General features: G+C 72.3%; 16 protein-coding genes and 5 pseudogenes. 15 read left to right on the top strand and 6 right to left on the bottom strand.

Translation table 11 applies throughout. The annotated features are described in order from the left end of the window. Positions 1-57: 57 nt before the first annotated feature. Positions 58-822 carry an SDR family oxidoreductase gene (locus EV371_RS00855; RefSeq protein WP_130460348.1) on the bottom strand — a complete coding sequence of 255 codons (765 nt, stop codon included), beginning with the start codon at positions 820-822 and terminating at the stop codon, positions 58-60. A gap of 270 nt (positions 823-1,092) precedes the next feature. Continuing rightward, positions 1,093-2,349 (bottom strand): MFS transporter, encoded by a 1,257-nt coding sequence (locus EV371_RS00850; protein WP_130460347.1) that lies wholly within the window; start codon positions 2,347-2,349, stop codon positions 1,093-1,095. A gap of 220 nt (positions 2,350-2,569) precedes the next feature. Here EV371_RS00850 and EV371_RS00845 point away from each other — a divergent pair, with 220 nt between their 5' ends. Continuing rightward, positions 2,570-4,138, top strand: a complete 1,569-nt coding sequence (locus tag EV371_RS00845; protein WP_130460346.1) for a DHA2 family efflux MFS transporter permease subunit — start codon at positions 2,570-2,572, stop codon at positions 4,136-4,138. Positions 4,139-4,151: 13 nt separating this feature from the next. Next, positions 4,152-4,760, top strand: a complete 609-nt coding sequence (locus EV371_RS00840) for a TetR/AcrR family transcriptional regulator C-terminal ligand-binding domain-containing protein (RefSeq protein ID WP_130460345.1) — start codon at positions 4,152-4,154, stop codon at positions 4,758-4,760. A 96-nt stretch (positions 4,761-4,856) separates the two neighbouring features. On the opposite strand, the gene EV371_RS00835 is transcribed toward EV371_RS00840, so the two are convergent. Then, on the bottom strand, positions 4,857-6,794 hold the full coding sequence (locus EV371_RS00835) for a GAF domain-containing protein (RefSeq protein WP_130460344.1): 1,938 nt from the start codon (positions 6,792-6,794) through the stop codon (positions 4,857-4,859). Between the two features lie 17 nt (positions 6,795-6,811). Next, positions 6,812-7,663 (bottom strand): 3-hydroxybutyrate dehydrogenase, encoded by an 852-nt coding sequence (locus EV371_RS00830; RefSeq protein ID WP_130460343.1) that lies wholly within the window; start codon positions 7,661-7,663, stop codon positions 6,812-6,814. 203 nt (positions 7,664-7,866) lie between these two features. Here EV371_RS00830 and ruvC point away from each other — a divergent pair. The 10 genes and pseudogenes from ruvC to EV371_RS00780 all read left to right on the top strand — a co-directional run. Beyond that, positions 7,867-8,379, top strand: a pseudogene (gene ruvC / locus EV371_RS00825) (crossover junction endodeoxyribonuclease RuvC); the annotation flags it as partial. A 92-nt stretch (positions 8,380-8,471) separates the two neighbouring features. Next, positions 8,472-9,074, top strand: coding sequence for a Holliday junction branch migration protein RuvA (ruvA, locus tag EV371_RS00820; protein ID WP_130460341.1), 603 nt, complete (start codon positions 8,472-8,474; stop codon positions 9,072-9,074). Continuing rightward, a pseudogene (locus EV371_RS34025) lies at positions 9,071-9,278 on the top strand (Holliday junction branch migration DNA helicase RuvB); the annotation flags it as partial. The gene ruvA and the pseudogene EV371_RS34025, both read left to right, overlap by 4 nt. 17 nt (positions 9,279-9,295) lie before the next feature. Further along, positions 9,296-9,898: pseudogene (locus EV371_RS34020) on the top strand (LAGLIDADG family homing endonuclease); the annotation flags it as partial. A 246-nt stretch (positions 9,899-10,144) separates the two neighbouring features. Next, positions 10,145-11,047: pseudogene (gene ruvB / locus EV371_RS34015) on the top strand (Holliday junction branch migration DNA helicase RuvB); the annotation flags it as partial. A 145-nt stretch (positions 11,048-11,192) separates the two neighbouring features. Continuing rightward, a complete protein-coding gene (gene yajC, locus EV371_RS00800; RefSeq protein WP_130460340.1) occupies positions 11,193-11,522 on the top strand; it encodes a preprotein translocase subunit YajC in 330 nt (109 codons plus the stop codon). A gap of 156 nt (positions 11,523-11,678) precedes the next feature. Next, positions 11,679-13,607, top strand: a complete 1,929-nt coding sequence (secD, locus tag EV371_RS00795; protein WP_207230371.1) for a protein translocase subunit SecD — start codon at positions 11,679-11,681, stop codon at positions 13,605-13,607. 1 nt (position 13,608) lies between these two features. Beyond that, complete coding sequence (secF, locus tag EV371_RS00790) at positions 13,609-14,835, top strand: protein translocase subunit SecF (RefSeq protein ID WP_130460339.1); 1,227 nt, start codon at positions 13,609-13,611, stop codon at positions 14,833-14,835. A gap of 83 nt (positions 14,836-14,918) precedes the next feature. After that, a complete protein-coding gene (locus EV371_RS00785; RefSeq protein ID WP_130460338.1) occupies positions 14,919-15,482 on the top strand; it encodes an adenine phosphoribosyltransferase in 564 nt (187 codons plus the stop codon). A 546-nt stretch (positions 15,483-16,028) separates the two neighbouring features. Continuing rightward, a pseudogene (locus EV371_RS00780) lies at positions 16,029-18,452 on the top strand (RelA/SpoT family protein); the annotation flags it as partial. 112 nt (positions 18,453-18,564) lie between these two features. Here EV371_RS00780 and EV371_RS00775 read toward each other — a convergent pair. Further along, positions 18,565-19,392, bottom strand: coding sequence for a peptidylprolyl isomerase (locus EV371_RS00775; RefSeq protein WP_349338470.1), 828 nt, complete (start codon positions 19,390-19,392; stop codon positions 18,565-18,567). A gap of 66 nt (positions 19,393-19,458) precedes the next feature. Continuing rightward, entirely contained in the window at positions 19,459-20,412 is a 954-nt protein-coding gene (locus tag EV371_RS00770) for a peptidylprolyl isomerase (protein WP_130460337.1), read from the bottom strand. A 324-nt stretch (positions 20,413-20,736) separates the two neighbouring features. Between EV371_RS00770 and EV371_RS00765 the strand changes: the two genes are divergently transcribed. From EV371_RS00765 to EV371_RS00755, 3 genes are all read left to right on the top strand, one after another. Further along, positions 20,737-21,489, top strand: coding sequence for an MBL fold metallo-hydrolase (locus EV371_RS00765; RefSeq protein WP_130465551.1), 753 nt, complete (start codon positions 20,737-20,739; stop codon positions 21,487-21,489). A gap of 43 nt (positions 21,490-21,532) precedes the next feature. Then, positions 21,533-22,879, top strand: a complete 1,347-nt coding sequence (gene hisS, locus EV371_RS00760; RefSeq protein WP_130460336.1) for a histidine--tRNA ligase — start codon at positions 21,533-21,535, stop codon at positions 22,877-22,879. Positions 22,880-22,946: 67 nt separating this feature from the next. Next, on the top strand, positions 22,947-23,894 hold the full coding sequence (locus EV371_RS00755) for an acyl-ACP desaturase (protein WP_486484421.1): 948 nt from the start codon (positions 22,947-22,949) through the stop codon (positions 23,892-23,894). Positions 23,895-23,930 lie beyond the last annotated feature (36 nt).

The following is a 23,930-nucleotide window of genomic DNA, read 5'->3' as shown; positions in this document are numbered from 1 at the left end:
CCGGTCGTCCGACGGTCCAGGCGCGGTTCCGACCCCTCCGCCGGCCGGCGAATCGGATCAGATGCTGAAGCCGCCGTCGACGTCGATCGTCGCGCCCGTGACGTACGAGCTGGCGGCGCTGGCCACCCAGGCGACCGCCGCCGCGATCTCGGCCGGCTCGGCGTACTGGCCGACGGCGGTGAGACCGCGAACGGTCTCCGCCATGGGGCTGTCGGCCGGGTTGGCATCGGTGTCGGTCGGGCCGGGGTTGACCAGGTTCGCGGTGATGCCCCGGGGCCCGAGATCACGGCCGAGTCCCTTGGTCAGCCCGGTCAGTGCGGTCTTGCTCATCGAGTAGAGCGCGAAGCCCGGAAACGGTGCTCGTTCGGCCATGTTGCTGCCGATGGTAATGATCCGTCCACCGTCGACCATGTGCCGGGCCGCCGCCTGTGCGGCGAGGAACGGTGCCCGGACGTTCACCGCCACGGTCTGCTCGAACTCGGCGAGCCCCAACTCGGTCACCGGCCCGACGATGAACGCCCCGGCATTGTTGACCAGTACGTCGAGCCGGCCGAACTCGCCGGCCGCGCGGTCCACCGCCGAGACGATCGCCTCGGGGTCGGCGCTGTCCGCCTGGATCGCCAGCCCGCGCCGGCCGATCTCCTTGATCCGGTCCAGCACGACGCCGGCCGCCTCGGCGTCGCGCTGGTAGGTCAGCACCACGTCGGCGCCCTCCTCGGCCAACCGCACCGCCACCGCCGCACCGATGCCCCGGCTCCCGCCGGTGACGAACGCTACCTTTCCATCCAGAACACGGCTCTTTGCTGAAATAACCTCACTCATGTGAACCATCGTGCGCGAGCGCCGGGCCGCCGTCTGGCGGTGATCGGACGCCTCGTTCGGCGAATCGACGTCGGACAGGTCCGGGCGCTATGCCCCGATCCCGCCGGCGTGGGCCGGGCAAGCACGCCGAGCTCACCTGCGTGCGGACGGCTGGGCACGGCGAGATCACCGGCGTGCGGCCGCCGGTCGGGCACGCCGAGCTCACCTGTGTGCGGACGGCTGGGCACGCCGAGCTCACCTGTGTGCGGCCGCAGGTCGGGCACGGCGAGATCACCGGTCTGCGGCCGCAGGTCGGGTACGGCGGACCCGGCTGTGCAGCAGCAGCGTGCCGGCGGTGAGCAGGGCCAGCGCGACCGTGCCGAGCCCGGAGGCGAACAGCGTGCCGGCGGCACCGAACGCGGTCACCAGCGGACCACCGAGTGCCGCGCCGAGCGGTGTCGCGGCGGCGGTGACCACGCCCCGGGCGGCCAGCACTGCGGGCAGGTCCGCCGGGTCGGCCGCGTTCTGGAACAGTGCGAGGCTGAACGCGGGAAACGGCCCGTAGACCAGGCCGCCGAGAGCGAAGCAGGCCAGGGTGAGCCAGACCGGGGCGGCCAGGCCGAACGGGACCAGCAGCAGGCCCCAGCCGGCGATCACCGCGATGGTCACCGGCCACTGCCGGGCCCGGGTCAGCATCCCGCCGAGCAGGCCGCCGACGACTGCGCCGACCCCGAACACGGTCCAGTAGCCGCCGAGCAGTCCGGCGGCGGCGCTCAGCTCGTCGGCGACGTACAGCGGAAGGGCCACCTCGACCGGGCCGTAGAGGAAGTAGAAGACGGCGGTGACCGCGATCAACCCGATCAGTTCAGGGCGGTGGGCGAGGATCCGGAAGCCCCGGCCGGTCGGTCGGGCGCCGGACGGCCGGCCGCCGGCGGCCGGTGGACGCAGCCGGGCTGCCTGTACCGCCAGCAGCAGGTAGCTGAGCGCATCGAGGCCGAGCACCAGCGCCGGGTGGATGGTGGCGACCAGCAGGCCGGCCACCGCCGGGCCGGCCACGAAGGCGGCCTGCTGGCTCGTCCCAACCAGCGCGTTCGCCGGCAGCCGGCGCTCGGCCGGAAAGATCTCACTGATCAACGTGTACGTCCCCGCGGTGCCCCACGCGGCGAGCAGCGACGAGACCGCGAGCAGGGCGACGTACCGCCCGACGGTGAGCTGGTCGAGCAGGTGCAGTACGACCACTGCGCCGAGCGCACCGGCCCGGAGTACCGAGTTTGCCAGTACCAGGCGGCGGGCGGCGGCCCGGCTCAGCCAGCGGGCGAACAGCAGAGCCCCGGCGGCGGCCGGTAACGCGTATGCGGTCACGGCGGCGCCGACGATCAGCCCGGCCTGGTCCGGCGGGGCGAGCCGCAGCGCAAGCCAGGCGATCGCCACCACGCTCATCCCGTCGCCGAGGTGCGAGACCACCAGCCCGGAGAGCAGCCGGCGGAAGGCCGGTTCGGCGAACGCGGCCCGATAGGGGGCCGGGACCAGCCGGGCCGGAGGGGGCATCCAGGGAATATCTCAGGTGAAGTCTGGTTGAGGTCAACGGCCCTCGGAACGGCCGTCCCACCGTCGTCGATCTGGGCTGACGACAGCAGGGGGTGAGGCGCCTCACAATACGATACGGAACGGTGCCGTTTCGGTTCTCGGCTGACTAGTGTCGGTGCGGTCAAAAACTTCCCCGCGGGCCGAATTCGGCGATCGCGGGGCTTCGGGGGGACATCAAGGCATGGAGTTAACCGAAAACACCGGGCACCCGAGGCGCTGGGCCATTCTCGGCGTGCTCGTGATCAGCCTGCTGGTGATCGTGCTGGACAACACGGTCCTGAACGTCGCGCTGCGCACCCTGGCCGACCCGGTGCACGGCCTCGGCGCCAGCCAGGGCGAACTGGAATGGTCGATCAACTCGTACACCCTGGTCTTCGCCGGGCTGCTGTTCACCTTCGGTGTGCTCGGCGACCGGTACGGACGCAAGTGGTTCCTGCTCGTCGGCCTGGCGATGTTCGGCCTCGCATCGCTGCTGTCGGCGTACGCGCAGAGTCCGGGGCAACTGATCGGCGCCCGTGCCCTGATGGGCTTCGGAGCCGCCGCCGTGATGCCGGTGACCCTGTCGATCATCTCGAACGTCTTCGATCCCCGGGAGCGCGGCCGCGCCATCGGGGTCTGGGCCGGTGCGATCGGTCTCGGCGTGGCGATCGGCCCGGTGCTGGGTGGACTGCTGCTGGAGAACTACTGGTGGGGCTCGGTCTTCCTGATCAACGTGCCGGTGGTGCTGATCGGGCTGGTCGCGGTGGCGCTGCTGGTGCCCGACTCGCGGGACCCGAGGCCGGGCAGGATCGACGTGATCGGCGTACTGCTCTCGGTGGTCGGCCTGGTCGCCCTGTCGTACGGGATCATCGACGGTGGCGAGCACGGCTTCGGCCGGCCACTGGTCTGGGCGTCGATCGTCGGCGGGCTGGCCGTGCTCGCCGCGTTCGTGGCCTGGGAGCGCCGGGTCGAGTTCCCGTCGCTGGACGTACGCCTGTTCCGGGTACCCCGGTTCGCCGCCCCGGTCGCGGTGATCGGCCTGGTCTTCTTCGCCGCCATGGGCGTGATGTTCTTCAGTGCGTTCTACCTGCAACTCGTCCGTGGCTACAGCCCGCTGGAGACCGGTCTGCTGATGCTGCCGTTCGCCGTCGCCCAGCTGGTCTTCGCACCGCGCAGCGCCGCCATGGTCAAGCGGTACGGCGGCCGGGCGGTTGCGGTGACCGGGCTGGCCCTCACCTCGGGGGCGCTGGTGGCGTTCGCCTTCGCCACCGCGACCACCCCGATCTGGATCATCGGGTTGATCTTCTTCGTCCAGGGCGTCGGGATGGCCAACATCATGCCGCCGGCGACCGAGTCGATCATGTCTGCGCTACCCCGGGAGAAGGCCGGGGTGGGCTCGGCGGTCAGCAACACCGTCCGTCAGGTCGCCGGCGCGCTCGGCGTCGCGGTGCTCGGCTCGGTGCTCAGCGGGGTCTACCGGGACCAGATCGAGCCGGCGGCCCGGACGCTGCCGGCGCCGGCCCGGGACGCCGCGTCCGAGTCGGTCTCCGGGGCGTACGCGGTCGCGGAGCGGCTCGGTCCGGCCGGCTCGGCCGTGACCAGCGCCGCCAACGACGCCTTCGTGACGGCCATGCACTGGGCCAGCGGGCTGTCGGCGGCGATCGCCGCGCTCGGCATCCTGGTGGTGCTCCGCTGGCTGCCCGGCCGCATGGCCGAGGAGCAGTTGCTGCCGCCGGAGCCGGTGGCCGATCCCGAGTTGGTCGCCGCCTGAGCGACCGGGGACAATGGGCGACGTGACCGAGACGACGGATGCTCCGCGGGCGCCAGGACGCCCGCGGAGCATCCGCGCGGACGAGGCGATCCTGGAGGCCGCGCTCGACCTGCTCGCCGGAGACAGCAGTATCGAGACGCTGTCGATCGAGGCGATCGCCGCTCGGGCCGGGGTGGGCAAGGCGACCATCTACCGGCGCTGGTCCGGCAAGGAGGCCCTGCTCCAGGACGCCCTGCGCCGGCTGAAGCCGCCGCCACCGCCACCGCCCGGCCGGTCCGTACGCGAGGACCTGGTCACGCTGGTCGGCAACACCGGGCACAACCCGGACCCCCGGATGCGGCAGATCATGCCCTGCCTGATGCCCGTGATCAGCCGCAGCCCCGAGCAGTACCGGCTCTACCAGGAGATGGTCGAGCCGCGACGGCGGATGATCCGCGAGGTGCTGCGCCGGGGGATCGACCTCGGCGAGCTGCGTGCCGACCTCGACGTCGAGCTCACCGTCGCGCTGCTCACCGCGCCGCTGGTGATGCAGCGGCTGCTCCGCGCCCAGCCTGACCTGGACGAGCACGACCTGCCGGCGCGGGTCGTCGACGCCGTCATCGCCGGCATCGCCGTCCGCTGAGCGCGGGTGGCGGCCCCACCGTCCGCCGTTGAGCCACGGGTACGACAAATGAGCCACGGATACGACAAAACCCGGCGAACGTTACTGGACACCGCATCAGCCGTCGGCTGCGGCCGGCCCGGATGAGCTGCGCAGCCGGTGCAGGCGCAGCGCGAGCTGCACCTCCAGCGCACGCTCCGGCTTCTGCCACTGCGCACCGAGCAGCTGACCGACCCGATCCAGCCGCTGGGTCACGGTGTTGACGTGCACGTGCAGCAGCTCCGCCGCGCGGGCGAGGCTGCCACCCACCCCGAAGTACGCCTCCAGCGTCTTCACCAGCGCGGTCCCCCGGCGGGCGTCGTAGTCGACCACCGGACCGATGGTGTCGACCAGGAACCGGGCCACCTCCCGCTCGCCACCGGACTCGACCGCGCCGAGCAGCAGCCCGACGAAGCCGAGCTCGGCGCTGCTGGCCCCCTCGCCGGACCGGCCCAGCGCGCGCAGCGCGGTGAGGCAGCGCTCCGCCTCCCGGGCCGCCCCGGCCAGTGCGGCGGGTCCGGTCGCCGGCCCGCCCGCTCCGGCGGTGACCGGCCGGCCCAGTGCCCGGGACAGGTCCCGGAGCACGGTCCGGGCCGCCGCACCCGCGTCGTCGCCCGGCAGCATCAGCACCGCCCGCCCGTCCCGGCCCGCCGCCAGCCCGCCGTGTGCCGAGGCGTACGTGCTGGCCCAGGAGGTGACCCGCTGCCGCACCGAGGTACTGCCCGCCATCGCGTCGTCGGCCACCGCCACGAGCACGTGCGGCGCGTCCAGGTCCACGCCGAGCCGGCGGGCCCGGCCACGCAGCGCGGCGACGTCGATCACCGGCCGGGCGATCAGGTCGTCGAGCAGCTCACCCCGGACCCGTCCCTCCGCCTCGGCGACCGTCTGCCGGAACAGCAGCAGCAGCGCGGTGACCAGCGCTGCCCGCTCCAGGATCCGCTGGTCGGCGTCGACCAGTTCCTCCTCCGGACGGGAGACCAGGGCGCCGAGATTCTCCGTACCGGCGACGACGGCGGCGTACCAGAGGTCGCCCCGGTGCACGCTGCGCCCCTCGGTGCGCGACGCCACCACCGCCTCGTCCAGCGCCGCCCGGTCGGGCTCGCCGATCTCGCCGACCCGGGCCAGCGTCCGGCCCTCGGCGTCCAACGCCAGCAGCGCGCCGCCGAGTATCTCGGTCACCGCCGCCGCCACGTCCTCCACCCCGCCGCCGCGCAGCACCAGCGAGGTCATCCGGTCGTGCGCGGCGGCGGCCCGCTCCACCGACGCGCTGTGCGCCTGGATCGTCGTGTTCGCCGCCGACAGCTCCGCCAGCGCCGCCCGGGTCTCGGCGAGCAGCCGTGCCGTGTCGATCGCGACCGCGGCGTGCGCGGCCAGCGAGAGCAGCAGCGACACCTCTTCCCGGGCGAACGGCCGGGCCGATCGGTTCGCGGCGTAGAGCACCCCGATCACCCGGGAGCCGAGCCGCAGCGGCACCCCGAGGATGGCGACCAGCCCTTCCTCGCGTACCCCGGCGTCGATCTCCCCGGTGTGGTGGAACCTCGCGTCCCGCGGATAGTTCGCGGTCGCGTACGGGCTGCCGGTCTGCGCCACCAGCCCGCCGAGTCCGGCGCCCATCGGCAGCCGGAGCCCCTGGAACCGGGCCGAGATCGAACCGTCGGTGACCCGCATGTACGTGTCGCCCCGGTCGTCGTCGACCAGCGTCATGTACGCCACGTCGGTGCCGAGCAGGTGCCGGGCCCGGCGCACGATCGCCCGCAGTACGTCGTCCGAGTCGCGCAGCCCGGCGAGGTCGCTGGCGGTGTCGTAGAGGCCGGAGAGTTCCGCCTCGCGGCGCCGCCGCCGTTCCAGCAGCGCCCGTACCCGCAGCGCCACCACCTTCGCCGCCTCTAGTTCGGCGAGCCGTTCGGCGGGAACCCCGGCCGCCCGGGCGGCCACCAGCGGCCCCTCGAACTCGACCGGAGCGGCCTCCCGGGCCAGCAGCTCCAGAAACTCGATCGGCGAGGACACGGGCTTCATTCTGCGTCGGCGTCCACTCAGTTCGCCGTCCAACCCCCGTCGAGGGGAATCGAGGCGCCGGTGAGGGAGGAGGCGGCGGGGGAGCAGAGGTAGGCGACGAGTTCGGCCACCTCCTCCGGCTCGATCAGCCGTTTGATCGCCGCCCGGGCCAGCATGATTCGTTCGACCACCTCGCTCTCGGCGATGCCGTGCGCGGTGGCCTGCGCGGCGATCTGTCCCTCGACCAGGGGCGTGCGGACGTAGGCCGGGTTGACGCAGTTGGCGGTCACCCCGCGTGTCGCCCCCTCCAGGGCGACGACCTTCGACAGCCCTTCCAGGGCGTGCTTGGCGGAGACGTACGCCGCCTTGAACGCCGAGGCGCGCAGCCCGTGCACCGAGGAGATGTTGACGATCCGGCCCCAGCCGGCGGCGTACATGTGCGGCAGCGCCCGCCGGACGATCAGGAAGGGCGCGGTGACCATCACCCGGTGCAGGTGGTCGAAGCGTTCCGGCGGAAACTCGTCGAGTGGCGCCACGTGTTGCAGCCCGGCGTTGTTGACCACGATGTCGAGCCCCGGGTCGATCCGGTCGACGGCACCGGGATCGGCGAGGTCCAGCCCGAGCGCCCGGCCGCCGACCTCGGCGGCGACCGTCTCGGCCCGGCCGGCGTCCCGGTCCACCACGATCACCTTCGCGCCGGCCGCCGCCAGCCGGACGGCGCAGGCCCGGCCGATGCCGCCGGCACCGCCGGTCACCAGGGCGGTCTTGCCGGACAGGTCGAGCCGGACGACCCGCGGGTGGCCGGCACCGGTCGGGCCGTCGGCCGGCGCCGCGGCCGCCTGCTGCCGCCCTCGCGCGGCCTGGTCGTCCCGACCCGGTTCTACCGTCATGGCCGAGAAAGTTACGAGGCAACCGGTCGGCGGCACATGGGCGCCGGCCACATACTCCAGCACCGGCCTATGTGGCGACCGCCGGCGGGCGACCGGGCCCGGCCGGCGATGATCGGGTACGGGCGTGTCGGCGTTTCCGGCTCCGCAGCAGGCCAGTAGGGTGTCGAACACACGTACGTGCTGCGGCACGGGGAGGGGGCGGCGTGCGGGTGCTGGGCGTCGACCCGGGGTTGACCCGGTGCGGGGTCGGCGTGGTCGAGGGCGTACCCGGCCGGCCGTGCGCCCTGGTGGCGTACTACGTCGTCTACACCGACCCGGCCGACGAGCTGCCGCTGCGCCTGCTGCACCTGGACACCGAGCTGACCCGGCTGGTCGCCGAGCACCAGCCGCACACCGTGGCGGTGGAACGGGTCTTCAGCCAGCACAACGTGCGGACGGTGATGGGGACCGCGCAGGCCAGTGCGGTGGCGGTGCTGGCCGGGGCCCGGGCCGGGCTGCCGGTGCAGACGTACACCCCGAGCGAGGTCAAGGCGGCGGTCACCGGTTCCGGCCAGGCGGACAAGGCGCAGATGATGGCGATGGTGACCCGGCTGCTGCGGCTGGCCGAGCCGCCCCGGCCGGCCGACGCCGCCGACGCGCTGGCGCTGGCGATCTGCCACATCTGGCGCGGTGGCACCCGGGCCCGGCTCGCGGCGGCGGCCAGCGCGGCCCGGCAGCGTACGGCGCCGGCGGCGGCCCGGGACGCCGCCCGTCCGGGTACGTCCCGCCGGGGGGCTCGGCCGGGCCCGAAGCGACAGGGAGGAACGGGATGATCGCGAGTGTCCGGGGTGTGGTCGCCGGGCTGTCCCCGGACGGCGCGGTGATCGAGGTCGGCGGGGTGGGCCTGGCGGTGCAGTGCGCGCCCGGCACCCTGGCCGGGCTGCGGGTCGGCTCGCCCGCCCGGCTCGCCACCAGCCTGGTGGTCCGGGAGGACTCGCTGACCCTCTACGGCTTCGCCGACGACGACGAGAAGCAACTCTTCGAACTGCTCCAGACCGCCAGCGGGGTCGGACCCCGGCTCGCCCAGGCGGTCCTCGCGGTGCACGCCCCCGACGTGGTGCGCAAGGCGATCGCGAACGCCGACACCGGCACCCTGACCCGGGTGCCGGGGATCGGCAAGAAGGGGGCGGAGCGGCTGGTGCTGGAGTTGCGCGACCGGATCGGTCCGATCCCGGTCGGCCCGGACGGCGTGGCCGGGGTCACCGCCGGCGCCTGGCCGGAGCAGGTGCGGCAGGCGCTGGTCGGGCTCGGCTGGACGGCGTCCCAGGCGGAGCAGGCGGTGGCGGCGGTGGCGGAGACGGTCGACGGTGAGGTGCCGCCGGTGCCGGTGCTGTTGAAGCAGGCCATCCGACTGCTGGGTCGGACCCGGTGACCGACTCCGAGGGGCTGGTCTCGGCGTACGCGAGCGACACGGAGCGGGACGCCGAGGTCACCGTACGCCCGAAGCGGCTCGCCGACTTCATCGCCCAGCACCGGGTGCGCGACCAGCTCGACCTGCTGCTGCGCGGCGCCATGGGCCGCGGCGCCCCGCCGGACCACATCCTGCTCTCCGGGCCGCCGGGCCTGGGTAAGCCGGTCTCGGTCGAGGCTCTGGTGCTGCTCGCCGACGGCACCCGACGCCGGCTGGGCGAGATCGTGCCGGGGGACCGCGTCGTCACCCGCACCGGGCGGCCGGCGCTGGTCGAGGCCGTGCACGAGCAGGGCGAACTCGACTGTGTGCGGATCCGGACGGCGAGCGGCCGGCAGGTGGTGGCGGCGCCGGACCACCCGTTCTGGACCACCGAGGGGTGGACGAAGGCGGGCGACCTGACCGACCGGGACGTGTTGGCGAACGTGTTGCGTCCCGAGCTGACGGCCGGCGCCGCCGAGTCGACCGACGAGTTCCGGTCGGCCGGCCGCCTGCTCGGCGTCGGGGGCCCGGCGCACCGGCTCCCGCCCTTCGTCTTCCGGGGTGACGAGCGGCAGGTCGGCGCCTTCCTCGGGGCGTACTTCGCGGTCGCCGGGTCGGTGGGCCGGCGCGATCCGGGCGTGCTGGTCGGGTTCCACAGCGCCTCGTCCGGCCTGCTCCGGGACGTGCAGCACCTGCTGCTGCGGCTCGGCGTCCAGTCCCGGATCGAGGCCGGTCGAGACGGCCAGGGGCGGCCGCCCGCGCCGTGGCGGTTGAGCGTGACCGGCCGGGACGACGTCGCCCGGTTCGTCGAACGGGCCGGCGTGCTGGACGAGCGCGGTCGGTGGCTGGCGCAGTGGGCGCCGTCCGGATCCCCCGGCTCGCCCAGGTCCCCCGGTTTGCCGGGGTCTCCCGATTCGCCCGGCTCGCCCGGCCCGGCGACGCCGGGCGCCCTGCCGCGCCGGGACCGGTTCGCGCGGGGTCTCGCCGCCGACCGGGTGGTCGCGGTCGAGCCCGCCGGCCTGCATCCGTGCCGGTGTCTGACCGTCGCCGACGACCACACCTTCACGGTCAACGACCTGGTCGTGCACAACACCACCCTGGCGAACATCGTCGCCGCCGAGCTGGGCGCGGGGATCCGGGTCACCAGCGGTCCGGCGATCGAGCGCTCCGGTGACCTCGCCGCGATCCTGACCAGCCTGGCCGAGGGCGACGTGCTCTTCATCGACGAGATCCACCGGATCGCCAAGCCGGCCGAGGAGCTGCTCTACAGCGCGATGGAGGACTTCCGGGTCGACGTGGTGGTGGGCAAGGGGCCGGGCGCCACCGCGATCCCGCTGGACGTCGAGCCGTTCACCCTGGTCGGCGCGACGACCCGGTCGGGGTTGTTGACCGGCCCGATGCGGGACCGGTTCGGCTTCGTCGCGCACCTCGACTTCTACTCCCCGGACGAGTTGGACGTGCTGATCCAGCGTTCGGCGCGGATCCTCGGGGTGCCGATCACCGAGGGCGGGTCGGCGGAGATCGCCGGCCGGTCCCGGGGGACGCCCCGGATCGCCAACCGGCTGCTGCGCCGGGTACGCGACTTCGCCGAGGTACGGGCGGACGGGACCGTGAACCGGGAGACCGCGCGGGCGGCGCTGCGCGTGTACGACGTGGACGAGCTGGGGCTGGACCGGCTCGACCGGGCGGTGTTGACGGCCCTGGTCGACTCCTTCCGGGGCGGCCCGGTGGGGCTGTCGACCCTGGCGGTGGCGGTGGGGGAGCAGCCGGACACCGTCGAGGAGGTCTGCGAGCCCTTCCTGGTCCGGGCCGGGCTGTTGGCCCGTACTCCGCGGGGGCGGGTGGCCACCGAGGCCGCTTGGCGACACCTGGGACGGACTCCGCCAAATGGTACATTTGGTTCGAGCGGGTCTCCGGGGCCCGATCTCTTCTCCGCGGGTTCCCAGGAGGTGTGATCCGTTCGTGATCTGTGCCGCATTCGGTGTTCTCAGGTGCAGGGACTAGACTCGCCGCGGTTTGTACAGGACGTGAGTTCCTGCCTCCGCTCCGGTGCGCACGTGCCGGGGCGAGGCCGATGGGAAGGTCGTAACAGTGCCTTTTATGGCAGCAGAGGGCGGCGGCGGAGCTGGCAGCTTCATGCCGCTGCTCATGATTGTCCTGCTCTTCGTCGTCATGTACTTCATGATGATCCGGCCGCAGCAGAAGCGGCGCCGTGAGGCCGAGCAGATGCAGTCCTCGATCGGCACCGGTGACGAGGTGGTCACCATCGGTGGCCTCTACGGCACCGTCACCAGCGTGGACGACGAGACCGTGATGCTCGAGGTGGCGCCCGGCGTGCAGACGCGGTACGCGCGGCCGGCGATCGCCCGGGTCGTCAAGAAGGTCGAGCGGGTCGAGTCGGTGCCCGAAGAGGTCGACGCGAAGGAATGACCGACCCGCCCGACGGGGCAGGTTTGGCATCGACCATAATAGATCAACGGGCCGGTGGGACCCCCGCCGGTGCGGTACGCATCTCGCCGGGCTCCTCCGGCGTCCGACCCGCCGCCCACCACTAGCGGCCGAACCGCGCAGGGAGACAGGAAAGCCGTGGCACCACCTCAGGGACAGATGCGACCCGGGCGGCAGCTGGCCGTGCTCGGGTTGATCTTCACCGTCCTCTATCTTTTGGTGTTCTTCGCCGCCGGGGCCAAGGGCAGCTGGACGGATCGGCTTGAGCCGAAGCTCGGCCTGGATCTCGTCGGCGGCACCCGGATGACCCTGGAGGCGGCCACCGAGGCCGGTCAGGCGCCCCCGGCTGCCTCCCTGGAGCGGGCCCGGCAGATCATCCAGGCCCGGGTGGACGGCCGCGGTGTCGCCGAGGCCGAGGTGGTCACCGAGGGCAACCGAAACATCGTGATCTCGGTGCCGGGGCAGAATGCCGACCTCGACGATGTCGGCACCCCGGCCGAGCTGCGGTTCCGCAAGGTGCTCAAGATGACCGACGGTGGCGGCCCGGTCAACACCGCACCGTCGCCCGGCGCGTCGGCCAGCCCGGCCCCGTCCGGCAGCCCGACCCCCGCCGGCAGCCCGACCCCCGCCGGCAGCGCCAGCCCGTCCGGCAACCCGTCTCCCGCCGCCACCTCGTCGCCGGCCGCCGGTGGCCAGGGCGGCGGCGCTCCGGCGCCCACGCCCACGCCGAGCGGCAGTGCCTCGCCCGCACCGAGCGGCTCGGCCAGCGCCGCCCCGGCGGACCCGGACGAGATGACGCTGGAGCAGCAGCGCGCGGCGGTGGAGCAGAAGGTCGGTGCCGAGGCCTGGGCCGCGGCCACCGCGCTCCAGGCGCCGGCGGACTTCAGTGCGGACCCGGCGCTCGCCGAGAAGCTCAAGCCGTTCGCCGAGCTGACCCCGCAGGAGATCCGGGTCCTGCCGGCCAGCGTCCAGTTCAACGTGCCGACCATCACCTGCGAGAAGCTCGACCAGCGGGCGCCCGGCTCGATCAAGGAGCCGAACGAGCAGGTGGTGGCCTGTGAGGCCGGCCAGACCAAGAGCCTGCTGGACGTCGCCAAGGTGGAGGGGACCGACGTCGACGACGCCGCCGGTGTGCTGGACCAGACGACCAGCCAGTGGGTGGTCAGTCTGGACTTCACCGGCGAGGGGCAGAGCAAGTGGACCAACCTGACCCGCGAGGCGTACAACAACACCGACGGCCAGTGCGACCAGGCGGCCCTCGGCGACGAGGGCCGGTGCCGGGTCGCGGTGGTGCTGGACAACAAGATCATCTCCGCGCCGGAGATCCTGGGCGTGCTGACCGGTGACTCCCAGATCAGCGGCAGCTTCACCAGCGCCAGCGCCAACGAGCTGGCCAGCCAGCTCCGCTACGGCGCCCTGCCGCTGACCTTCAAGCCGCAGGAGGCGCAGAACATCACCGCCACGCTCGGTACCGAGCACCTGCGGGCCGGCCTGCTGGCCGCCGGCATCGGCATGCTCCTGGTGGTCATCTACGCCTTCTTCTACTACCGGCTGCTCGGCTCGGTGATCTTCCTCAGCCTGGTCCTCTCCGCCATCCTGGTCTTCGGCGCGCTGGTGGTGCTCGGCCGGCAGATCGGCTTCACCCTGACCCTCGCCGGGATAGCCGGTTTCATCGTCTCGTTGGGTGTCGCGGCAGACTCCTTCGTCATCTACTTCGAACGACTGAAAGACGAGATCCGGGACGGGCGCAGCCCGCGCAGCGCGGTGCCCCGCGCCTGGGCCCGGGCCCGCCGGACGATCATCTCGGCGAACGCCATCTCGATCATGGCGGCCGTGGTGCTCTACCTCGTCTCGGTCGGCACCGTGCAGGGCTTCGCCTTCGCGCTGGGCCTGGCCACCATCCTCGACCTGGTGGTCGTCTTCCTCTTCCGGCATCCGATCATGACGTTGTTCGCGAGCACCCCGGCCTTCCTGTCGCCACGGGTCAGCGGGCTGGGTCGGGCTCTGCACAACCGGGACGACGACGAGACGCCGACGACCCGCAAGACCCGCGTGAAGGAGGCCTGAGATGAGCAGGAGTGGGCTCGCCAGCCGCTTGTACCGCGGTGAAGCCGGTCTCAGCATCGTCCCCCGCCGCAAGCTGTGGTTCGGCATCGCCGGCGGATTGGTGCTGCTGGCCGTCCTGAGCTTCGTGATCCAGGGCTTCCACCTCGGCATCGAGTTCCGGGGCGGCAACGAGTTCCAGGTGCCGGTCTCGGTCGGCACCATGGAGCGGGCCGAGGCGGCGATCGGCAACGCGCTCGCCGACAAGTCGACGCCGGCGGGGCCGGCCCAGGTGGTCTCCAGCCAGCAGGTCGGCAACGGCGCCAACGCCACCTACCTGTTCCGGACCTCCCCGCTGGAGCAGCAACAGGCCACCGACGTCCGCACCGCGGTCGCCGCCGACCTGGGCATCGAGGTCGACCAGATCAGCGACAGCCGGGTCAGCGCCGCCTGGGGTGCCCAGATCACCCAGCGGGCACTGCTCGGTCTGGTGATCTTCGTGGTGCTGGTCACCGGCTACCTGGTGATCCGGTTCGAGCTGCGGATGGCGATCGCCGCCGTCAGCGGCCTCCTGCTGGACCTGCTGCTCACCGCCGGCATCTACTCGGCGGTCGGCTTCGAGGTGACCCCGTCGACCATCGTCGGCTTCCTCACCATCCTCGGCTTCGCCCTCTACGACAGCGTGGTCGTCTTCGACAAGATCCAGGAGAACACCAGAGGAATCACCGGGGGCAGCAGCCAGACGTACGCCGAGGCAGCCAACCTGGCGCTGAACCAGACCCTGATGCGGTCGATCAACACCTCGGTGGTCGCCCTGCTGCCCGTCGGTGGCCTGCTCTTCATCGGTGCGGGACTGCTCGGCGCCGGCACGCTGAAGGACCTCGGCCTGGTGCTCTTCGTCGGTATGGGCGCCGCGTTCTTCTCGTCGATCTTCCTCTCCACGCCGCTGCTGGTGACGCTGAAGGAGCGGGAGCCGCGGATCCGGCAGCACACCCAGCGGGTGCTGGCCCGGCGGGCCGGTGGTGGCCGGGACGCCTCAGCCCCCCGCCGCCCCGCCCGGCAACCCGGCCAGGCCCGGCAGCAGGCCGCCGAGGCGCCGGCCGCCGAGCCCGCGACCGAGGAGGCTCCGGCCGAGGCGACCGCGCTGGCCGGAACCGCGCCGAAGGTCGGCTCCCGTCCGACGGGCAAGCGGTCCGGTGGCGCCCGCGGCGGCCGCTCCGGTGGCAACCGCCCCGGCGGCAAGCGGCGCTGAGCCGGACGAACGGATCGAAAGGCGCCCGACACGCCGCCGCGGAGGCGGGCGGGTCGGGCGCCTTTGCCCGGAGAGGACGCAGTGTGACGGAGACCCAGACCGAGGTACGTGGCGACAGCGGCCCGGTCACCGCCCAGTTGGTGGCCAGCCGGGTGCTGGACGTACCCGACTTCCCGAAGCCGGGCGTCGTGTTCAAGGACCTGATGCCGCTGTTCGCCGACGGTGCCGCCTTCCGGGCGGTGATCGACAACATCGTCGACCACCACGGTCGGGACTCGTTCGACGTGGTGGTGGGGATCGAGGCGCGCGGCTTCGTGGTGGCCGCCGCGATCGCCTACGCGACCGGGGTCGGGGTGGTGCCGGTACGCAAGGCCGGCAAGCTGCCCCGGGCCGCGTACGCCGCCTCGTACGCCCTGGAGTACGGCGAGGCCACCCTGGAGGTGCACCAGGACGCGTTCACCGCCGGACACCGGGTCCTGGTGGTCGACGACGTACTCGCCACCGGTGGGACCGCACAGGCCACCCTGGAACTGGTCGAGCGGGCCGGTGGCACGGTGGCCGGGTTCAGTGTGCTGCTGGAGTTGAGTTTCCTGAACGGCCGGGACCTGCTGGCGCCCCGGGCGGTTCATGCCTTGCTGACCGTTTAGCACCCCGAGTCACCATCCGACCACCGCATACGTCCGTCAGGACCGTCGCCAGCCCTTCCGGACGGGTAGGATTGCCCTTCGTGCTGGCCCGGGCGACCTGCCCGTGACTGGCGTAGGCCCGGGTCGACCGGTTACGGTCGGGTCATTCCCGGCGAAATGTTGAGGAGGCCGGTGTCTTCCGATGTCGCCCCTCCGGCGGAGGGCATGGTGCATCCCACCAACGAGGCTGACAACCCCGCCGACGTCACGACCACTCCAGCCGACGCGATGGCCAGCGCCGGTGGTGCAGCCCAGCCCCCGGCCAGCGGAGCCGGCCGTCCCCAGGGTCCCCCCGAGGAGCCGGCGACCGCCGCCGAACAGTCCCAGACCGGCCCCGGGCGGGCCGGCGCGGCGACGCGACCCCTCGGCTCGGCCCCGTCGGCCGGCGGCAGCCCTGCCGACGACAGCACCGTCCCGGCGGCCGGCGTGCCGACCACCGCGCTCGGCAGACCGGGCGCCGGCGCTGTTCCGGCCGGGGGCGCTGGCGTTTCGCCGGCCGGTTCCGCCGGTGGTGGCCCGGCCGCTGGCACGGGTGCGGCTCCGGCCGAGGGCGGCGGTGGCGGCGTCCCGGCCGTACCGGCGGGGATCGGCGCCAGCGTGGCCTCCGGGGCGGCCGGCGAGTTCGCCGGAATGGCGGGCGGGAGCCCGCAGCCGCCCGCGACCAGCTTCGCCCTGGCGAACGCGCCCACCGGGCGCCGGGTGAGGGCCCGGCTGGCCCGGTTCAACGCGCCCTGGCAGACCCCGCAGGTGAGCGAGGTGCTGGAGCCGCTGATCGCGACACACCGCGCGTCGCACCCCAAGGCGGACGCGCGGCTGCTGCAACGCGCCTTCGACATGGCCGCCCGGTGGCACTCCGGGCAGTACCGCAAGTCCGGTGACCCCTACATCACCCACCCGTTGGCGGTAGCCACCATCCTGGCGAACCTCGGGATGGACACCACCACCCTGGTCGCCGCGCTGCTGCACGACACCATCGAGGACACCGACTACGGGCTCGACCAGATGCGCGTCGACTTCGGCGCCGAGGTGGCGCTGCTGGTCGACGGCGTCACCAAGCTGGACAAGGTCAAGCTCGGCGACGCGGCCAAGGCGGAGACGATCCGCAAGATGGTGGTGGCGATGGCCAAGGACCCCCGGGTGCTGGTCATCAAGCTGGCCGACCGGCTGCACAACATGCGTACCCTGACCTTCCTGCCGCCTGCCAAGCGGGAGCAGAAGGCCAAGGAGACGTTGGAGATCCTGGCGCCGCTGGCGCACCGGCTCGGTATGAACACCATCAAGTGGGAGCTGGAGGACCTGGCCTTCGCCAACCTCTTCCCCAAGCGCTACGAGGAGATCAACCGGCTGATCGGGGAGCATCAGCCGCAGCGCGAGGCGCTGCTGCGGCAGGTGACCCAGAAGGTGCAGGTCGACCTCCGCGCCGCCAAGATCAAGGCAGAGACGACCGGCCGGCCCAAGCACCTCTACTCGATCTACCAGAAGATGATCGTCCGGGGTCGGGACTTCAACGACATCTACGACCTGGTCGGCGTGCGCATCCTGGTCGACACGGTGCGGGACTGCTACGCGGCACTCGGTGTGATCCACGCGAACTGGCAGCCCGTGCCGGGCCGGTTCAAGGACTACATCGCGATGCCGAAGTTCAACATGTACCAGTCGTTGCACACCACGGTGATCGGGCCGAGCGGCAAGCCGGTCGAGATGCAGATCCGCACCTACGCCATGCACCGTACGGCGGAGTTCGGCATCGCCGCGCACTGGAAGTACAAGGAGAAGAAGGGCGAGACGATCGTCGGCCCGCCGGCCCACATCGACGAGATGACGTGGCTGCGGCAGTTGCTGGACTGGCAGCGCGAGGCGGCCGACCCGAGCGAGTTCCTCGACGCGCTCCGTTTCGACCTCTCCAGCCAGGAGGTCTACGTCTTCACCCCCAAGGGGGACGTGATCCCGCTGCCGACCGCCTCGACCCCGGTCGACTTCGCGTACGCGGTGCACACCGAGGTGGGGCACAAGTGCATCGGCGCGCGGGTGAACGGCAAGCTGGTGCCGCTGGAGTCGACGCTCTCCAACGGTGACGTGATCGAGATCTTCACCTCGAAGTCCGACACCGCCGGCCCGACCCAGGACTGGCTGGGCTTCGTCAAGAGCCCTCGGGCGCGGACGAAGATCCGGCAGTACTTCAACAAGGAGCGGCGCGAGGAGGCGATCGAGGCCGGCAAGGACGCGATCGTCAAGGCGATGCGCAAGCAGGGCATGCCGTTGCAGCGGATGCTGACCACGGACAACCTGATGACCATCGCCCGGGACCTGCACCTGGCCGACGTCGCCTCGCTCTACGCCGCGGTTGGCGACAGTCAGGTCTCCGCGCAGTCCGTGGTGCAGAAGCTGATGGCCGGCTACGGCGGCGAGGAGGGGGCCGCCGAGGACCTCGCCGAGACCGCGGTCGCCACCCGTCCGCAGCGCCGGGGCAACAGCAACGACCCGGGCGTGGTGGTCCGCGGCGTCAGCGATGTCTGGATCAAGCTGGCCCGCTGCTGCACGCCGGTGCCGCCGGACACCGTGTTCGGGTTCGTGACCCGCTCCGGCGGGGTGAGCGTGCACCGGGACGACTGCGCGAACGCCGAGGACCTCAAGGTGCAGACCGAGCGCATCGTCGAGGTGAGCTGGCGGCTCACCTCGGCCTCGACCTTCCTGGTCGCGATCCAGGTCGAGGCGCTGGACCGGCACAAGCTGCTCGCGGACGTGACCCGGGTGCTCTCCGACGAGCGGGTAAACATCCTCTCCGCGACCGTCACCACCACCCGGGACCGGGTGGCGGTGAGCCGGTTCAGTTTCGAGATGGCCGATCCCAAGCACCTGGGGCACCTGCTCGCCGCCGTACGCAAGGTGGACGGCGTCTTCGACGCCTACCGGGTCACCTCGGGCGCCTGAGCCCGTCCGCAGGGCACACGCAGGCGGGGGACCCCGTCCGGGCACGCAAGAACGGCGCCGCGCCGCCCCGCAGAGGGGCGACGCGGCGCCGTGGTGTCTACGGCTCCGGCGCTCAGCCGACCGGGGCGCTCATGGTCAGCGACTTGATCAGGACTTCCTTCTTCGGGTGGCCGCCACCGGCCTGCTGGGCGAAGGCGCCGTCGTCACCGGCCGCGCCGACCTGGGCCACCAGGTCCAGACCGCTGGTGACGGTGCCGAGCACGGTGTAGGAGGCGGGCAGCTGCGAGTCGCCGTACACGATGAAGAACTGGCTGCCGGTGCTCCCCGGCTGGCCCGAGTTCGCCATCGCGATCACCCCGGCCGGGTACGGCGGCCGCTTGTCCGTCGGCAGGTTCTCCTCGGCGAACCGGTAGGCCGGCCCGCCGGTGCCGTCGGTCTCCTTCCACTTGTCGCCGGTGACGCTCGGGTCGCCGCACTGGAGCACCTGGAGGCCCTGGGTCACCAGCCGGTGGCACTTGGTGTTGTCGAAGAACTTCTTCTCGGCCAGGTGGGTGAAGCTGGCGGCGGTGCAGGGCACGTCGGCCAGGTTGATCTTGGCGGTGATCTGTCCGAGATTGGTGTCGATCGTCATGGTCTGGCTGCCGGTGTTCTTCACCGAGGTCGGGGGCAGCCCGACGTCCTTGGTCGCCTCGTTGCGCTGCTCGGCCGGGATGTCGGTCCAGGCGCAGGTGGCCGCGCCGGCCTCGGTCGGGGTGTCCTTGTCGTCGCCGATGCTCATCACCAGCCACACCGTGCCGGCGACCACCAGCAGCAACGCGACCCCGGCGCCGATGCTCGCCTGCACCTGCCGGCGTTTGCGGGCGGCGGCGGCGCGCTCGGCCATCTCCCGTTCCAGCTTGGCGCGCGCCGCGGCGCGCTGCCGCTCTCTGGTGGACGTCACGGTGGCTCCTCCTGGACTATGTGCAGCGCGCGGCCGGGTCCGCGGCTGGGCTGGTCTCTGTGGTTCTCAGGACTGTCCGGCGACCGTCGGGCTGGCCGACGGTGCGGTCGGCGTCTGGGTCGCCGCCGTCGGCGCCGTCGTCGGGTCGCCCGAGGACGGCTCACCGACGGTGAGGCTCTGGATCACCACGTCGGTCTTCGGCTTGACTTTGACGCCAGAACCATTGTCCACGGTTTCCATGGCGCCGATCTTCTTGATCACGTCGAGTCCGCTGGTCACCCGGCCGACGATCGGGTAGTTGGGCTGGGTCGGGCTGAAGTCCTTGAAGAAGATCAGGAACTGGCTGCCGTTGGCGCCGGGCGGGTTGCTGATCAGGGCCACGGTGCCGACCGGGTAGATCGGCGCGGCGGGAGTGCTGGCCGTCGGGCTCGGCGACGGGTCCGTCGAGGGACTGGCGCTGGCCGACGGATCGGCGGTCGGGGCCGCCGGGGCGTCCGGAGTGTTCTCGCTGAAGAACGTGTACGTCGGGCCGCCCTGCCCGGTACCGCTCGGATCGCCGCAGTGCAGCGCTCCCTCGGTGGTCAGTTCGTGGCACGTGGTGTTGTCGAAGAACGACTTCCCGGCCAGGTGGGTGAAGCTCGCCCCCGCGCACGGTGCGTTCGCCAGGTCCAGCTCGACGGTGATCGGGGCACCCTGGTTCGTGGTGATCGTCATCGGCCGGGTGCCGGTGGTGGGCAGGTCCCGGGTCGGCGGGGTGCCGACGTCCTTCAGGTTCGTGTTCGCCTGGGCGTCCTGGCTGGTCCACGTGCAGGTCTCCGGGGTGGCGGTGTCGTCGGCCGGGTCACGGTCGAAGCCGCCGAGCGCCCAGAAGGAGCCCAGCACGATCAGCAGCAGCGCGACGGCGGAGCCGATACCGGCCCGGACCTGCCGCCTGCGCCGGGCGGCGGCCGCCCGCCGGGCCATCTGCCGGTCGAGCTTGGCCCGCGCGAGTTTGCGCTGCCGGTCTCTGCTGGAAGCCACCCGAGCTCCCCTTTCCATGTGCCCTGGTCGTCGTCTTACCTGTGGTCACGGTGCCGGTGGTCGTGCTGGCCACGGCACGATTCGCCGCCCGGCGTCAAGTGCGCCACGCCACACGCCCGCCAGAGTGTACGGGTAGCGGCTGGGAAAGTGTTGTACGAGGTCACCTTGAAACCATCGGAGATTATCACTGTGTGCTCCGCTGTCCGCGGAGGCGGGTGCGTACGGGCGGTGGCGCGCACCCGACGCCCGATATGGTGGGGCCGAACCGTAACTGTGACCTGAGGGTCGAACTGTTACTGAGATCGTCGGATGGGAGGAGCGGACGTGCTCGTCGCCGGCTTCCCCGCGGACGCCTTCGGCACCAACTGCTACGTGCTGGCCACCGCGCCCGGGGAACAGTGTGTCGTCGTCGACCCCGGCATTGGGGTGCTGGACCGGCTCGACGACCTGCTGGCCGAGCATCGGCTGCGGCCGGCGGCCGTACTGCTGACCCATGGTCATCTCGACCACACCTTCTCGGTCGCCCCGGTCTGTGGCGCCCGGGGCATCCCGGCGTACGTGCATCCGAACGATCGCGAACTTCTCGCCGACCCGAGCAAGGCGCTCTCGATGGACCTGACCCAGCTCTTCGGCGGCCGGCTGCCGTACGCCGAGCCGGAGGATGTGGCGGAGCTGACCGACGGGGCGACCCTGGCGCTGGCCGGGTTGGAGATCACCGTCGACCACGCCCCGGGCCATACCGGCGGGTCGGTGCTGTTCCGGCTGCCGGGCGCGGGCCCGGCTGTCCGGTCCGACCTGCCCCTTCCACCCGGGGTGGACTGGGCGGCGGAGCAGATCTGCCTGGCGGGCGACGTGCTCTTCGCCGGGTCGATCGGCCGCACCGACCTGCCGGGCGGCAGCCTGCCGACCATGGTGACGAGCCTGCGGGAGAAGATCCTCCCGCTCGCCGACGACACCGTCGTGCTGCCCGGCCACGGACCCGCGACCAGCATCGGCCGCGAGCGGGCGAGCAATCCGTACCTGATCGAGGTCGCCGGCCTCCACGGGCCGGGGGTTGCGCCCACCCGGGGCTGGTAATCCCCGCTCGCGCGTGTTCCGCGCGAGTTCCGACAGGAGCATCATGAGCAAGCCAACACCGATCTCCGGCTTCCCGGAGTGGGCGCCGCCGCAGCGGATGATCGAGCAGTACGTCCTCGAGCGGATCCGCCGCACCTTCGAGCTGTACGGCTTCGCGCCGTTGGAGACCCGCGCCGTCGAGCCGCTGGAGCAGCTGCTGCGCAAGGGCGAGACCTCCAAGGAGGTCTACCTGGTCAGTCGCCTCCAGGAGGAGGGGCCGGCGGGTGCCGGCGAGGGCAGCCTGGGGCTGCACTTCGACCTGACCGTGCCGTTCGCCCGGTACGTGCTGGAGAACGCCGGCCGGCTGCAGTTCCCGTTCCGGCGTTACCAGATCCAGAAGGTCTGGCGGGGCGAGCGTCCCCAGGAGGGGCGCTACCGCGAGTTCCTCCAGGCCGACATCGACATCGTGGACCGGGACATCCTGCCGGCGCACCACGAGGCCGAGATCCCGCTGGTGCTCGGCGACGCCCTCGGCGGCCTGCCGCTCGGCGGCACCGACGGGCGGCCGCCGGTGACGATCCAGGTGAACAACCGCAAGATCCTGGAGGGCTTCTACCGGGGGATCGGGCTGGCCGATCCGCTGGCGGCGCTGCGCGCGGTGGACCGGCTGGACCGGATCGGGCCGGCCCGGGTGGCGGCGCTGCTGGCCGAGACCGCCGGGGCGACCGAGGCGCAGGCCAAGGCGTGCCTGGCGCTGACCGAGATCGCCACCCCGGATCCGTCCTTCGCCGACGCGGTGCGCGGGCTCGGGGTGACCGACCCGATGCTGGACGAGGGGCTGGCCGAGCTGGTCGCGGTGATGGAGAACTCGGTCGCGCACGCCCCGGGGCTCTGCGTGGCCGATTTGCGCATCGCCCGGGGCCTGGACTACTACACCGGTACCGTCTACGAGACCCAGCTGCGCGGGTACGAGCGGTACGGCTCGGTCAGCTCCGGTGGCCGGTACGACAACCTGGCCAGCGACGGCAACGCCCGGTTCCCGGGGGTGGGCATCTCGATCGGGGTCACCCGGCTGCTCGGGCTGCTCTTCGGCGCGGGCGCGCTGACCATCTCCCGGGACGTGCCGACCTGTGTGCTGGTGGCGCTCGCGGCCGAGGAGCGCCGGCCGGAGAGCAACCGGATCGCCGACGCGCTACGCCGGCGGGGCATCCCGACCGAGGTGTCGCCGTCGGCGGCGAAGTTCGGCAAGCAGATCCGGTACGCGCAGCGGCGCGGTATCCCGTTCGTCTGGTTCCCCGGTGCCGACGGGGTCGGGGACGAGGTGAAGGACATCCGCTCCGGTGACCAGGTGGCGGCGGCGCCGGACGTCTGGCAGCCGCCGGCGGCGGATCTCTGGCCGACGGTGGGCTGATCTTGCGGACCCGGGGTGACGGCCGTAACCTACGCTAACGTAAGTTACGCATGCGTAGGGAGAGCCCGTGACCGTCACCCCCGCCGCACCGCTGCGCCAGGACGCTCTGCTGATCGAGTTGGAGCCGGTCGTCGCGGAGAACCTCGACCGGCACCTCCGGCTGGCCAGGGAGTGGTTCCCGCACGAGTACGTGCCGTGGGGTGAGGGGCGCACCTTCGACGGGATCCTCGACGGCGAGGCGTGGGCACCGGAGCAGAGCAGGGTGCCCGAGGTGGCTCGGACCGCCCTGGTGGTCAACCTGCTGACCGAGGACAACCTGCCGTCGTACCACCACCAGATCGCGACCCTCTTCGGCCGGGACGGCGCCTGGGGGACCTGGGTGCACCGGTGGACCGCCGAGGAGGGTCGACACGGCACGGCGATCCGGGACTACCTCACCGTGACCAGGGCGGTCGATCCGGTGGCGCTGGAGCGGGCCCGGATGACCCACATGTCCGCCGGCTACGTCAACCCGCACGACACCGAGGTGCTGCACTCGCTGGCGTACGTCTCGTTCCAGGAACTCGCCACCCGGATCTCGCACCGCAACACCGGCCGGGTCACCGGCGACCCGCGCTGCGAGCAACTGCTCGCCCGGATCGCCGCGGACGAGAACCTGCACATGGTCTTCTACCGCAACCTGCTCGGCGCCGCGTTCGAACTGGCACCGAGCCAGACGATGCGGGCGGTCGCCGACGTGGTCGCCGACTTCCAGATGCCCGGCAACGGCATCGAGGGCTTCGCCCGCAAGTCGGTGGCGATCGCCCTGGCCGGGATCTACGACCTGCGCCAGCACCGTGACGACGTACTGCTGCCGGTGCTGCGGCAGTGGGACGTCTGGAATGTCACCGGGCTGGACGCCGACGGCGAGGCCGCCCGCGAGGAGATGGCGGCGCACCTCGACGGGCTGGACCGTGCGGCGACCCGGTTCGAGGAGAGGCGGGACGCCCGGCTGGCCCGCCGCGCCGGGGCCTGACAGAGCCACACCGGGGGAGGGGGGGCGGCCCGGTCC

The organism is Plantactinospora sp. CNZ321, assembly GCF_004217235.1.
The sequence above is the reverse complement of the archived record's forward strand: the minus strand, read 5'-3'. Positions and strand labels throughout refer to the sequence as shown.